The organism is Nocardia sp. NPDC052112 (genome assembly GCF_040680135.1).
Classification (GTDB): Bacteria; Actinomycetota; Actinomycetes; order Mycobacteriales; family Mycobacteriaceae; genus Nocardia.
Genome location: NZ_JBFAWD010000004.1, coordinates 350,503 through 363,224 on the forward strand (window position 1 = coordinate 350,503; position 12,722 = coordinate 363,224).

Sequence of the window (12,722 nt, forward strand, 5' to 3'; positions counted from 1 at the left end):
CCGGATCAGCGGTGCTGGAATCCATGCTGGCCGCATTCGAGCCAACCGCCGAATCATACTGGGTAACCGGCATATTCGGGGTACTGCGAACTGGTCGGCCCATTTCACACCCCCGCTCGCATCAGGGGGAGAACATTGTTACTACCGGTCATCGCGGTGCCATCTCCATGTCACCGATTCGCCAAGGCAAATACCCAAGCTGTAATGGCACTCGGTTTCGGGAAGGCCTCAGGGGCACAGGAGGCGCAGCGTCCCGGATCAACGCGGCGAATCCGAGTGCACCGACCGCCTATTCGGAGGTGCACCATGTACACGCCGTCGCTGGATCTGGGGGCAGATCATGTTCGTCCGTAACCGCGCGCCGATCATCGAGGGCGCGAAAACTCTGCCGGACCAACGGGAATTGGTTGCCGCATTCGGTGGACATCCGCCCGACCCAGGTCCTGAACATCCCCTTATTCCGCTAGCACGTGCGCTCGCGGAGCTGCACAGGAAGCGGCACGACGATCCGCTCGCCACCGCCGGAATCGATTGCCGCCGAGCGGAACTCGTATCGGCGATCGACACCTGGGTGATCACCCGGGTGCCGCAGCGGCAGTCGACAGCACACATCCGCGCCGAATCCATCGGCGCGACCATGGATCGAATGGCCGCCGCCTACACCCATGCCAGCCACCTACTGCACACCGCCGAAAAGGTCTCCGACGACCGCGTCCACGCCGCCTGGTACCGCCTCGCCCAACTCGCCGACCACTGGACCGACCTCATCATCGGTGCCGCACAAGACACCTCACGCCCCTGCCGGAGCGCCTAGCGCGATCAAGATCAGGTGGCACTGGTGGCGGCGGCTTCTCGCGATGCCGCCATGGATTCCACCTGAGCTCGATCCGGTCAGATGGAACCGGTGCTGAGGAAGCCCAGGAGGTCGTGGCGGGTGATTACGCCTACGGGTTTGCCGTCTTCCACGACCATGAGGGCGTCGGTGTCGGATAGGGCCTTGGTTGCGGATGAGATGGGTTCGCCGGAACCGATCAGGGGGAAGGACGGGCTCATGTGCTTGGCGACCGAATCCGTCAGGTGTGCGCGGCCTTCGAAGACCGCCGACAGCAGATCCCGCTCGGTCACGCTTCCTGCGACCTCGCCTGCCATGACCGGGGGTTCGGCGCCGACGACCGGCATCTGCGAAACCCCGTACTCGCGCAGGATCTCGATCGCATCGCGCAGCGTCTCGGACGGATGGGTGTGCACCAGATCCGGCAGCGCACCCGACTTACCACGCAGCACATCGCCGACCAAGGGCTCCGCGGCACCGTCCAGTCGATCACGCAGGAAGCCGTACGAGCTCATCCACTGGTCGTTGAAGATCTTCGACAGGTAGCCGCGGCCGCCGTCGGGCAGCAGCACGACCACCAGCGCATCCGGATCGCGGCGGGCGACCTCGATGGCCGCGATCACCGCCATCCCGCAGGAACCGCCGACGAGCAGTCCCTCCTCGCGCGCGAGGCGGCGCGTCATATCGAAGGAGTCGGCATCGGAGACGGCGATGATCTCGTCCGGCACGGCCGGGTCATAGGCCGAGGGCCAGAAGTCCTCGCCGACACCCTCGACCAGGTATGGCCGACCGGTGCCGCCGGAGTACACCGAACCCTCCGGATCGGCACCGACGATCTGCACCTTGCCGCCGGAGACTTCCTTCAGATACCGGCCAGCGCCCGTGATGGTGCCGCCGGTACCGACGCCTGCCACGAAGTGGGTCACCTTGCCGTCGGTATCGCGCCAGATCTCCGGGCCGGTGGTCTCGTAGTGGCTGTCCGGGCCGCCCGGATTGGAGTACTGATCCGGCTTCCACGCGCCGTCGATCTCGCGGACCAGCCGATCGGAGACGCTGTAGTAGCTGTCCGGGTGGTCCGGGGGCACCGCGGTCGGGCAGACCACGACCTCGGCGCCATAGGCGCGCAGCACGTTGCGCTTGTCCTCGCTCACCTTGTCCGGGCAGACGAAGACGCACTTGTAGCCGCGCTGTTGGGCAACCAGCGCGAGCCCGACACCGGTATTACCGGAGGTCGGCTCGACAATGGTGCCGCCGGGCCGCAGTGCGCCGGAGGCCTCGGCCGCCTCGATCATCTTCACGGCAATGCGGTCCTTGGAGCTACCGCCCGGATTCAGATATTCGATCTTGGCCGCGACAATGCCTGCGTTGGACTCCACCACCGAGTTCAATCGAACCAGCGGCGTATTGCCGATGAGGTCAACGACGTGATCAGCGATGCGCATGCCCCCTATCGTTGCAGAAGGGGTCGGTATCCTTGCGCGCGCGTCCAGCGCGACAAACCGCCCATGACGGTGATCACTTGCCTAGGATCGCAAATATGAAGCAGCCGAACATCGCTCGCGCCGCGACAGTTCTGGCCGGAGCGGCAGTGGCCGTCGGCGTCGTCGGGGTCGCGCCCGCCCAGGCCGCGACCGTGCAATTCCCACAGGTGCCGACGCTGGCGCACGGCGGCCTCTGCTGGACGTCCATCCGCACCTGGGCCGATACCAGTCCGCAGTGGCCGGGGCGAGCGGTACTCAATGTGCGCGCGGATCCGGCGATGGGTCTCGGGCCCGGTAACTATCCGCTCGCACCGCTGTGCGAGGTCTACACCACAATCGCCTGGCGCAATCTGAGCAACGGCGCGACGGGCAGCTACGAAAACAACGTGGTCACCGGCCTGTACGGCAGCATTCAGTACGCCCTGTTCCAGGACACCGGCCCAGGGCGCGTCGAGGTCACCGTCACCACCGACACAGTGAACGTCCCCGTGCGCGGGTGGTTCGACGTTCCCGGCGACCCGCCGGCCTGAGCCACGTCACGAGTTCGCCCGGTATCGACCGTCTGTACCGCAGGCGATCGGGCCATGAACCGAGCCGTCGACACCGAAGTCCGCGTGTGGCTGATCTCGTGTTGCCCCGAACCGCAACAACTGATTTCGTAGGTACATGGGTAACTCATCGGGTACGCCCAGAAGCTGTGGCGCACTGAACCGCCGGCCCGGAACGCAACTGCCGTGACTCCCAACGATCGGCAAAAGGCCCGGGGCGGGGGAGTATGGAAGACCGCGGCCGTGACGGGTGCCGCAACCGTATTGGCCGGTTCCGGAGCCGGGACCGCATGGTGGGCGACCTATCGGCTGCTCATGGCGCAGGCCGGGGTCGCCCGCGGCGTCATCGGACGCGATACCTCGAAACCACCGGAGGCCGACGGCATCTACAGCGCGGGCTGCCCGGCGCCACAACCGTGGCGCACGGGTCTGCAAGCCGACGTGCATCTGATGATCTTCGGCGACTCGACCGCGGCTGGGGTCGGCTGCCTCTCACCCGAGGAAGTTCTGGGCGTGCGCATCGCCCGCGGCCTCGCCGAGGCCACCGGACAGCGAATCCGGCTGAGCACCAAGGCCATTTCCGGGGCGACCTCGAAGGGGCTGGCCGGACAGGTCGACGCCATGTTCATCGCCGGACCGCCGCCGGATGCCGCGGTCATCCTCATCGGCGCCAACGATGTCACCAAGAAGCACTCCATCCGCGCCTCCGCGCGCCGCCTCGCCGCCGCGGTGGCCCGGCTGCGCCGCGGCGACAGCATCGTGGTGGTCGGCACCTGTCCGAATCTCGGCACCGTCGCCGCAATTCCGCAGCCGCTGCGGACCGTGGTGCGGAACTGGAGCGTCCGCTTGGCCCGAGCCCAATCCGTCGCGACCACGGTGGCCGGTGGCATCCCGGTGGCAATGGGCGATCGGCTCGCCTCGGAGTTCCGCGCCGCGCCCGAGCAGTTGTTCTCCGAGGACGGATTCCACCCCTCGGCGGCGGGTTACGAACTGGCGGTCGCGCTACTGCTCCCGGTCCTGATCGAGGCACTCGCGGAGGCTACCCCGGCTTCCCGCCCATCAGGACGCGACGTAGATTCGATTCGAACGCACAAGTAACAAACGGTTCGAAGACCGCGTATCGGACACCGTCCGCGCGCACTATGACCGTCCAACAAAGGAGTCCTCATGCCCGAGGCCGTCATCGTTTCCTATGCTCGCTCGCCGATCGGCCGCGCCGGAAAGGGCTCGCTGGTGAGCATGCGGCCGGACGACCTCACGGCCCAGATGGTCCGTGCGGCCCTGGACAAGGTTCCCGCGCTCGACCCCACCCGGATCGACGATCTGATCCTGGGCTGCGGCCAGCCCGCCGGTGAGGGTGGTTTCAATATGGCCCGCAGCGTGGCCGTGCAGCTCGGTTACGACACCGTGCCCGGTGTCACCCTGAACCGCTACTGCTCCTCCTCGCTGCAGACCACCCGGATGGCCTTCCACGCCATCAAGGCCGGTGAGGGCGATGTCTTCATCTCCGCCGGTGTCGAGACCGTATCGCGGTTCCCGAAGGGCTCCGCCGACGGCTGGCCGGACACCCACAACCCGCTGTTCGGCGAGGCCGAAGCCCGCAGCGCCGAGCGTGCCGAAGGTGGCGCGGACGTGTGGACCGATCCGCGCGCGGCCGGCATCCTGCCCGACGTCTACATCGCCATGGGTCAGACCGCCGAGAACGTCGCCCAGTACACCGGCATCACCCGCGAAGAGCAGGACCACTGGGGCGTGCGCTCGCAGAACCGCGCCGAGGAGGCCATCAAGGCCGGCTTCTTCGAACGGGAGATCACCCCGGTCACCCTGCCCGACGGCACCATCGTCACCACCGACGACGGCCCGCGCGCCGGCACAACCTACGAGAAGATCTCGCAGCTCAAGCCGGTGTTCCGCCCGGACGGCACCATTACCGCCGGTAACGCCTGCCCACTCAACGACGGTGCGGCCGCGCTGGTCATCATGAGTGACACCAAGGCCAAGGAGCTGGGCTTGACCCCGCTGGCGCGCATTGTCGCCACCGGCGTCTCGGGCCTGTCCCCCGAGATCATGGGCCTCGGCCCGATCGAGGCGGTCCGCAAGACCCTGAAGACGGCCGACATGACCATCGACGACCTCGACCTGTACGAGATCAACGAGGCATTCGCCGTCCAGGTCCTCGGCTCCGCCCGCGAGCTGAACATGGACCTCGACAAGTTGAACGTGTCCGGTGGCGCCATCGCCCTCGGCCACCCGTTCGGCATGACCGGCGCCCGCATCACCGCCACCCTCATCAACAATCTCCAGACCCACGACAAGCAGTTCGGTCTGGAGACCATGTGTGTCGGCGGGGGCCAGGGCATGGCCATGGTTATCGAGCGCCTGAGCTAGTTTCGCGTAGACGAAGGCGGCCACCGGGATTCCGGTGGCCGCCTGCATTTCGATCGGGCTAGTCGTTATTGAAGTAGCTCAGCAGGCGCAGGATTTCGATGTAGAGCCAGACCAGGGTGACGGTCAGGCCGAGGGCGACGCCCCAGGCGGCCTTCTCAGGGGCTTGGGCGCGGATGAGCTGGTCGGCGGCGTCGAAGTCGAGCAGGAAGCTGAAGGCCGCGACCGCGATCACGACGAGGCTGAAGACGATGGCCAGCGGGCCGCCGTCGCGCAGGCCCAGGCCGCCGTCGATGAAGAAGCTGGCGATCAGGTTGCCGACGATCAGGACCAGAATGCCGATCATCGCGCCGAAGACCATTCGAGTGAAGCGCGGGGTGACGCGGATCGCGCCGGTCTTGTAGACCACGAGCATGCCCGCGAAGACACCGAAGGTGCCGAGCACCGCCTGCGCGATCATGGCACTGCCGCCGACGCCGCCGAATTCGATATTGGTGAACATGAACGACAGCGCGCCGACGAACAGACCCTCGAAGACCGCGTACGAGAGCACGACGACCGGGTTGTCCATCTTCCTGGCGAACGTCGCGACGAGGACCAGCACGAAGCCGACCAGACCACCGCCGATGACGAACAGCGGCGCCAGCGAGGTGTTCGCGTTGGTCAGGCCGTAGGAGATGATCGCCGACAGCGCGAGCACACCGAGTGTGATTGCGGTCTTGGTGACCACATCGTCGATGGTCATGGCCCTGGTGGTCGGCGGGGCCTGCTGGTACTGGGGGTACTGCGAGTACTGGCCCTGCTGGGTCATCTGGCCCGCGCCCGTCACCCCTGACCCGAAGCTGGCATAGCCACTGCCCTCTTGCCGAGGGAGCTGTCTGAAAACCGGATTGCTAGTGGTGCGCACCGTGAATGCCTTTCTGGAGTTGTGGCTCATGTCGCCGTGGCCGGCCGCTAGCGACTGCTTGCAGGTCGCTCGAAACGATCAGTCCCGAGCCGTCTCGATTGCGAGCCGGTCGCTCGATATCCAACTAGGTTGTCCAACGTGTGTCGGCCCGGTGGAGTTCCCGAGCAACCCTTCGGTACGGACAAATCGGACTCTACTACCGCTGGACGTCGCGCAGTCCACGCACGGATCGCGTCACCGTGAATTTCCGATTGCGGCCGACGACCTCGGTCTGGCCGACCATCCGCTGGACCACGCCGCGATAGTTCAGATGTGAGTTGTAAACCGTCCACAGCTCACCGCCGGGCCGCAATACCCGACCGGTTTCGGCGAACATCTTGATCGCGGATCCGGTGTGCACGGCCGCACCGACATGGAACGGCGGATTGCACAGCACCAGATCGACGCTGTTGTCTGCGGACGAGGACATCGCGTCGTCGCGCACCACGGTCACCCGATCCGCGACCGCATTGACCTCGGCGGTCGCCCGCGCCGACGCCACCGCGGCGGCCGACTGATCGGTGCCGACCACCCGGATACCTGGTCGCGCCTTGGCCAGCGCGACCGCCAGAATACCGGTGCCGCAACCGAGATCGATGGCATCGCGGGCATCGGGTTTCATCCACTTGAAGTGCTGCAGCAGGAATCGGGTCCCGATATCCAGTTTGGCGCCGGAAAACGCGGCACCGTGCGCGACCACGTCGATATCGATATCGTCGATTCGTTCGCGCACCGGGAATGGCGGCGCGGCAACGGGTTTCGGCCCGCTGACCACCAGTGTGCGGGACTTCTGCCGACCCCGGCTCGCGCGCACCTGCGAGAACGATTCGGCCAGTACATCGTTCATGGACTTGGTCAGATATTTGTCGCGCCCGCCGGCGATGACGACCACCTCCGGATCCGCATGGCGGGCGATGGCATCGGCGACCTCGGTCAGTCCGGCGAGCATGCGCGGTAGTCGCAGCAGCACGACCTTCGCGTCCGCGAGCAACTCCTTGGAAAGCGTGTGTACGGCATAACGATCCGCGAGACCGAGCGCTCGCGCATTGTTGGCCAATGCGAGTTCGCCGGTGAGCAGGTCCTGATGGACCCGGACGTGGTGCAGATCGTGCCCGGCGATCGCGCCGAGGGTGAGCGCACCGTAGGCGTCGCCGATCACCACGATCCCGCCGCTGCCAGCGGCATCGATGGCTTCCGCGGCGACATCGAGAATCAGCCGGTCGGCGGCATCGACGGCGTAGAGGTTCAGCGCCTCCACATCCGGGTACCGTCGCAGTCGGCCAAGTACGTCCTCGACATCTCCCACACCTCAAGTGTGCTAGATCGTTGCCGATGGATCGCGCCCACCCCGGCATGTCGGCGACACTCCGGTACCAAACACCGGGTCATCGCAAATCCCCGACGGTGTGCGGCGCGGCCAATACCATCAGCCACATGCGTAACAGGATGGTGCTGCTGGTCGCCGCCGCCGCGACCGTACTCGTCGGCTGTGGCGACGGCGGATCCAGTTCGGACACCACGACCTCCGCGCCGACCGCGACCGGCACCTTCACCGATGCGCCCGGCACCGCACCGCGCGATCCGCTGCCCAAGCGTGGAACCCCGTCCCATGATGCGGGATTGACCGTGACCGGTATCCGGATCGGGCATCATCCGGGCTTCGATCGCGTGGTCTACGAACTCGGCGGCGTGGGTGCACCCGGCTGGATCGTGCAGTACACCGAGCAGGCCGTCCAGGACGGCAGCGGCAAGGTCGTCGATGTCGCGGGCCGCTCGATTCTGGAGGTCCAGATCACCGGGTCGGCGTATCCGTTCGACAATGGCGTCACACCGTATTCGGGTCCCGATCCGGCCACCGATCCCAGCGTGCCGGGAGTCGCCGGGGTGTACCGGAGCGGGGTCTTCGAGGGCACCACCCAATCGTTTATCGGGGTGCAGGCCGATCGCCCTGCCTTCGAGGTCAGCACGCTGACCGATCCCACTCGGCTGGTCATCGATATCGCGAACACCTAGTCGATGCCCGATACGGCCAGGGGGTATCAGCGGACGACGCGGGAGCGCGCTCTAGAATGACGCTGTGGTCGAACCGCAGCCGCCTTCGCGCACCCCCGGACTCGTCCGGCTGCTCGGCGTATTTGTGCTGCTCGCAAGCATTGTCGCCATGCACGCCGGAGTTTTCGCGGTCGCGCCCGCCGAGGACCACCACGCGATGGCGACCATGGCACTGCCCGTCGACCACGACACGGCCGCCGGACCGGACTGCACCGATGACGGTTGCGGCCACCCGCACGGCGGCTTGCACGCCTGCGTCTTCATCCTGACCGCCGTTGCGGTTGCCCTGATGCTCGTCCTGCTCTACTGGATCACCCTCGATCGACCGGGTGGCGGTATGTCGAAACCGCACCAGTGGCGGCCGATGCGCGAACGCGCACCACCGTGGACCGTGCTGTCCCTGGCCGAATTGTCGATTCTGCGGATCTGACAGACCCACCGCGCCCGTAACCACGGTCGCGGCTGCCGCCTGCCCGAAAACCGTTCATTCGCAATTCCTCAGGAGCACAGACATGTTCATCACCCGTAGCCGAATCACCATCGCCATCGCCGCAACCACCACCGCCGCAGCGCTTTTCGCCGCGGGCTGTAGCAATGACAAGGACTCGTCCGTGCCCGGCATGGATCACAGCTCCTCGTCGAGTCCGGCGAGCCCCGGGAAGCCCGGTGCCCGAAGCGATTTCAACGACGCCGACGTGACCTTCCTGCAGATGATGTATCCGCACCACGCGCAGGCGGTCGAGATGGCGCGGCTGGTCCCGAGCCGCACTCAGAACGAACAGGTGCGCGCACTCGCCGCGGATATCGAGAAGGCGCAGTCCCCGGAGATGGAGCAGATCACCGCATTGCTCGAGAGCTTCGGTAAGCCCGCACCCACCAGCTCCGGCCACGGTGGGCACAGCATGGAGATGCCAACCACCATGAATATGCCCGGCATGACGACGATGCCGGCCACCTCGAATATGCCGGGCATGATGTCGACCGAGCAGATGAACGCACTGGCAGCGGCATCCGGTGCCGATTTCGACCGGCAGTGGTTGGAAATGATGATCGAGCATCACGCCGGCGCGATCACCATGGCGAATACCGAACTCGCGGGCGGCGTCAACCCGGACGCGAAGGCACTCGCCACCGCGATCGTCGCCGCCCAGCAGACCGAAATCGGCACCATGCGCGGGCTGCTCGGCCAGCGCTGACACCGCGACGCGGATCACACCGGAACCGTCGCGCTCCCGGTGTGATCCGCACCGACCACGCGGGCTCTGACCAGTACTTTTTCCGCCGTTCGATATCGGTTGGTCATCGATATCGGTCCGGTCGGCTGACGTCGGCGGTCGCGAACAAGTACGGTCTTTACGTCCGGCTTCCTTCGCGCCTCCAGCGGCCGGATGTTCGGAGGGGAGAGAGGGAAAACCGACATGCGACGACTAGAGCGGACCGGTCTGGTCGCCGCGGCGACCGCTACCGCGGTGGGCGTCCTCACCATCGGCGCGTGCTCGAAGCAGATCAATGGCAGCGCGCAGGTCAACCAGACCGAACTGGCCGCATATGCCTCCGAGGTCACGGCATCGTCGGTGGCCGCATCCTCCTCCCGCGCGGCGGCGGCCGAACGTGCGGCCGGCACCGCCTGCGACACCTTCACCACCGCGAACAGCAGCTCGATCCGCACCTTCAACGACTACATCGACGTGAGCAATGACAAGGGTGTCAACGATCCGGAGACCAATTCCAAGGCCAATGACGCCGTGACCGCGTTGCGCAATAACGCGCGCACCATCGACTCGAAGGTGACCTCCGAGGTGCCGCTGGCCGTAGCGGGACCGCTGCGCAGCTACCGCGACGACACCAACGCCCTGGCGGACACCCTCGATCGGCGCGCGTCGACCGATACCCTCAATGCCGCGATCGATAAGTTCAACGCCACCAAGAACGTCGCCGAGGATGCCTGTAAAGGCTACTGACGCAGGCTATTTCGCGTTCTTGTCGGCGCGGACGAAGAAGTCTTCGAGCAGTTCGTTGAACGGCGCGCCGGTGTCGGGCACCAGATGTCCCATACCGGGACAGACGGCGCGCTCGGCGTCGGTGCGCCCGGCCAGTGCGTCGCAGATGGCCTCGTAAACCGGCCGGTCGCCACCCGAGACGACCAGGATGGGGAACGAAGCGGCGCGCAATGCGTCCAACGGTGGCTCCGCTTCGTCCGGCGGGCGCGCACCCTGGAGTTGCCGCATACCATCCAGCAGCACCTGCGGGATGGGGTCGGTGAGCGGCAACGGCACGCCCGCGACCGGGAAGAACCGCGCCAAACCGGCTTCCGGCGATGCCGAGGTGTCCTCGATGATGTCGCGCGTCGCCTTACCCGTGGCATCGACTTCCGGATTGCCCTTCGCGACGGCGAACAACGGCGGTTCGACGACGGTGAGCGATCGGATGTGCTCCGGGCGCAGCGCGGCGGCGTACAGCGAGACCAGTCCGCCGTAGGAGAAGCCGACCAGATGCGCCGGCCGATCCAGCAGCTGGTCGGCGACGAGTTGGGCTTCCGACTCGAAATCCTGTCTGGCACTGGGACTTCCGCCGTGACCGGGGCGATCCGGTGCCAACAGGGTCCACCGCTCGGTGAGCGGACGCTGCGCCCGCCAGGTCTCACGCCCACCGAGGATCCCGCCATGCACCAGCACCACCGGTGGCCCGGCACCCCAGCTGTGCACGTGCAGGCTGATCTCGGTCATGCGAACCCTTCCAGTGTCGGCGCGAGCAGCAATTGGGCCAGCGTATCCGCGACCCACGCTTCGGCATCCTCGGCACTCCAGCCGCGATCCGCGATCAGCGAGCGGAATACGTCATAGGTGGTTATCGTCGGCCGCCCGCTCGGCCGACAGTCCGGGCTATCTCGACCCCGTCCCGCGCAGCCTACCGCCGGATCTCGGACCGGCGGCCGCCTGTGCGCGCCGGATCCGACCGCATGTCTCGGGTGCGGCTGATGCTCGGCTACCCCGCTGGATCGACGAACTCGGCAACCGCCCAACGGTTTACGTTTCGCTGGGCACCGTACCGATCTTCAATCAGCCCGCGATGTTCACGCCGATTCTGGATGGGCTGTCCGCGCTGAATATCGATGTGATCGTGACGGTCGGCCGCAATAACGACCCGGCTGCACTCGGTCCACAGCCACCGAATATCCGTGTCGAACAATAGCTTTCGCTCGCTGCCGTGCTACCGCATTGCGCAGCGGTGATCTGCCACAGCGGGGCGGGCACCACCCTCGCCGCACTGACGCACGGGATTCCGCTCCTGCTCCTGCCGCGTGGCGCGGACCGATTTCCCACCGCCGCCGCCTGCCGTAATGCTGGTGTGGCAGCGGTGATTCCGCCGGAGCTGATCTCGGCTGAGCAGGTCAGGACCGGTATCGAAGCACTGCTGAGCACGGACATCGTCCGGGACGCGGCCGCGGCGCTGAGCGCCGAAATCCGGCAGATGCCGACAGTGGCAATGGTTGCCGAGGAACTCACGGTCGAATTTCGGGGAGGATCAGGTGCCGGGTGGGCCGGTCGGCTGTCAGGGGGCGGGCTGGTCCGGGGCGCGCGGACCGCGGGGGCGACCGCGCCGCTCGACGAGTACGAGGGCGATTCCGGTCAGCGAGGCGGCGAGGGCGATGAGCGCGAAGATGAACGCGGTACCCGCAAAGCCGACCGCACCGATCACCGCGGCGACGATCGCTACGAGTCCGCCGACGATCAGCAGGACGAATCCGGGCCAATTTCTGGCGTCCCCCAACACAATTCCCGGTTGCGGCTCGATTGCGCGGGCTATATCCGGAGCGTCGTCGAGCGGGGGAATTTCCCACGGCCCTTCCGCTGTCATGGTGGTACCTCACATTTCGCTGTCAGGCATGGCGCTTATGCCTGATGCCTATAAGGTGCCCCCGACATGACGATCCGAAACAGCCCAGGTGGGCTGGCCCACGGTCCTGTCGAGCAGTCGCGCGAGCGCGCGTGCGAGACCGGCGGCCGGATCCGGCGGAGTGGTCGGCGCATGCCAGCCGATGCTCTGGCCGGGTCGCACGAGAAGCGCACCGCGGTCGGTGATTCCGACTCGCTCCGGCCAGTCCGAGGCTTCGATGACCACGGCGGGCAGGGGTACGAGCAGACGGTCGGCAACCTGCGGTGTGGCGTGCGGCCACGCCGCACCGTGGCGGCCGATCAGCAGCGTGCAACGGGACTCGATGAGGTCGAAGGTGGAGCGCCGATTGCCGTTTCGCGTCACCCAGGTATGCGGGAGTCGGGATCCCGAGGTGCCGTCGAGGACGATTTCGATGTCCTCCGTCGAGGACAACGCCGCATCGCCACCGCACTCGAATCCGGCATCGCATCGCTGTACCGCTCTGGCGCCAGTCGTGACGATCTGCTGGATCTGATGATCGATGCGGTCCGCGGCGAGGTCGCACCGGGCTCACCGAGGATCGGTGGCGCGCAACCGTCGCG

Annotated in this window: 15 protein-coding genes and 1 pseudogene; 10 read left to right on the forward strand and 6 right to left on the reverse strand. The window is 66.5% G+C overall.

What is annotated here, in order from left to right:
- The first annotated feature begins 340 nt into the window (after window positions 1-340).
- Window positions 341-814 (forward strand): DUF4254 domain-containing protein, encoded by a 474-nt coding sequence (locus AB0L58_RS10070; protein WP_364384060.1) that lies wholly within the window; start codon window positions 341-343, stop codon window positions 812-814.
- A gap of 77 nt (window positions 815-891) precedes the next feature.
- Here AB0L58_RS10070 and AB0L58_RS10075 read toward each other — a convergent pair whose 3' ends face one another.
- Complete coding sequence (locus AB0L58_RS10075) at window positions 892-2,274, reverse strand: cystathionine beta-synthase (RefSeq protein ID WP_364384063.1); 1,383 nt, start codon at window positions 2,272-2,274, stop codon at window positions 892-894.
- A gap of 95 nt (window positions 2,275-2,369) precedes the next feature.
- Between AB0L58_RS10075 and AB0L58_RS10080 the strand changes: the two genes are divergently transcribed.
- The 3 genes from AB0L58_RS10080 to AB0L58_RS10090 all read left to right on the forward strand — a co-directional run bounded on the left by AB0L58_RS10080 (window position 2,370) and on the right by AB0L58_RS10090 (window position 5,249).
- Window positions 2,370-2,843 carry a hypothetical protein gene (locus AB0L58_RS10080; RefSeq protein WP_364384066.1) on the forward strand — a complete coding sequence of 158 codons (474 nt, stop codon included), beginning with the start codon at window positions 2,370-2,372 and terminating at the stop codon, window positions 2,841-2,843.
- Window positions 2,844-3,104: 261 nt separating this feature from the next.
- Window positions 3,105-3,959 carry an SGNH/GDSL hydrolase family protein gene (locus AB0L58_RS10085; RefSeq protein ID WP_364384069.1) on the forward strand — a complete coding sequence of 285 codons (855 nt, stop codon included), beginning with the start codon at window positions 3,105-3,107 and terminating at the stop codon, window positions 3,957-3,959.
- 69 nt (window positions 3,960-4,028) lie between these two features.
- The gene (locus AB0L58_RS10090) at window positions 4,029-5,249 is read left to right on the forward strand and encodes an acetyl-CoA C-acetyltransferase (protein ID WP_364384072.1); all 1,221 of its coding nucleotides are present in this window, start codon (window positions 4,029-4,031) and stop codon (window positions 5,247-5,249) included.
- Window positions 5,250-5,307: 58 nt separating this feature from the next.
- Here AB0L58_RS10090 and AB0L58_RS10095 read toward each other — a convergent pair whose 3' ends face one another.
- On the reverse strand, window positions 5,308-6,153 hold the full coding sequence (locus AB0L58_RS10095) for a Bax inhibitor-1/YccA family protein (protein WP_364384075.1): 846 nt from the start codon (window positions 6,151-6,153) through the stop codon (window positions 5,308-5,310).
- Window positions 6,154-6,349: 196 nt separating this feature from the next.
- Window positions 6,350-7,498 carry a methyltransferase gene (locus AB0L58_RS10100; protein ID WP_364384078.1) on the reverse strand — a complete coding sequence of 383 codons (1,149 nt, stop codon included), beginning with the start codon at window positions 7,496-7,498 and terminating at the stop codon, window positions 6,350-6,352.
- A gap of 128 nt (window positions 7,499-7,626) precedes the next feature.
- Between AB0L58_RS10100 and AB0L58_RS10105 the strand changes: the two genes are divergently transcribed.
- The 4 genes from AB0L58_RS10105 (at window position 7,627) to AB0L58_RS10120 (ending at window position 10,205) form a co-directional block, all read left to right on the forward strand.
- A complete protein-coding gene (locus AB0L58_RS10105; protein ID WP_364384081.1) occupies window positions 7,627-8,205 on the forward strand; it encodes a hypothetical protein in 579 nt (192 codons plus the stop codon).
- Between the two features lie 64 nt (window positions 8,206-8,269).
- Window positions 8,270-8,674 carry a DUF6153 family protein gene (locus AB0L58_RS10110; protein WP_364384084.1) on the forward strand — a complete coding sequence of 135 codons (405 nt, stop codon included), beginning with the start codon at window positions 8,270-8,272 and terminating at the stop codon, window positions 8,672-8,674.
- 82 nt (window positions 8,675-8,756) lie between these two features.
- Window positions 8,757-9,440 carry a DUF305 domain-containing protein gene (locus tag AB0L58_RS10115; RefSeq protein ID WP_364384086.1) on the forward strand — a complete coding sequence of 228 codons (684 nt, stop codon included), beginning with the start codon at window positions 8,757-8,759 and terminating at the stop codon, window positions 9,438-9,440.
- A 222-nt stretch (window positions 9,441-9,662) separates the two neighbouring features.
- Window positions 9,663-10,205, forward strand: coding sequence for a hypothetical protein (locus tag AB0L58_RS10120; RefSeq protein WP_364384089.1), 543 nt, complete (start codon window positions 9,663-9,665; stop codon window positions 10,203-10,205).
- Between the two features lie 6 nt (window positions 10,206-10,211).
- Here the strand turns inward: AB0L58_RS10120 and AB0L58_RS10125 are convergent, their stop codons facing one another.
- A complete protein-coding gene (locus AB0L58_RS10125; RefSeq protein WP_364384092.1) occupies window positions 10,212-10,970 on the reverse strand; it encodes an alpha/beta hydrolase in 759 nt (252 codons plus the stop codon).
- 343 nt (window positions 10,971-11,313) lie between these two features.
- On the opposite strand from AB0L58_RS10125, the gene AB0L58_RS10130 reads away from it, so the two are divergent.
- Window positions 11,314-11,436 carry a hypothetical protein gene (locus tag AB0L58_RS10130; RefSeq protein ID WP_364384095.1) on the forward strand — a complete coding sequence of 41 codons (123 nt, stop codon included), beginning with the start codon at window positions 11,314-11,316 and terminating at the stop codon, window positions 11,434-11,436.
- A 15-nt stretch (window positions 11,437-11,451) separates the two neighbouring features.
- Window positions 11,452-11,736, forward strand: a pseudogene (locus AB0L58_RS10135) (nucleotide disphospho-sugar-binding domain-containing protein); the annotation flags it as partial.
- Window positions 11,737-11,796: 60 nt separating this feature from the next.
- On the opposite strand, the gene AB0L58_RS10140 reads toward AB0L58_RS10135, so the two are convergent.
- Window positions 11,797-12,102 (reverse strand): hypothetical protein, encoded by a 306-nt coding sequence (locus AB0L58_RS10140; protein WP_364384609.1) that lies wholly within the window; start codon window positions 12,100-12,102, stop codon window positions 11,797-11,799.
- Between the two features lie 48 nt (window positions 12,103-12,150).
- On the reverse strand, window positions 12,151-12,573 hold the full coding sequence (locus AB0L58_RS10145; protein WP_364384098.1) for a hypothetical protein: 423 nt from the start codon (window positions 12,571-12,573) through the stop codon (window positions 12,151-12,153).
- Between the last annotated feature and the right edge of the window lie 149 nt (window positions 12,574-12,722).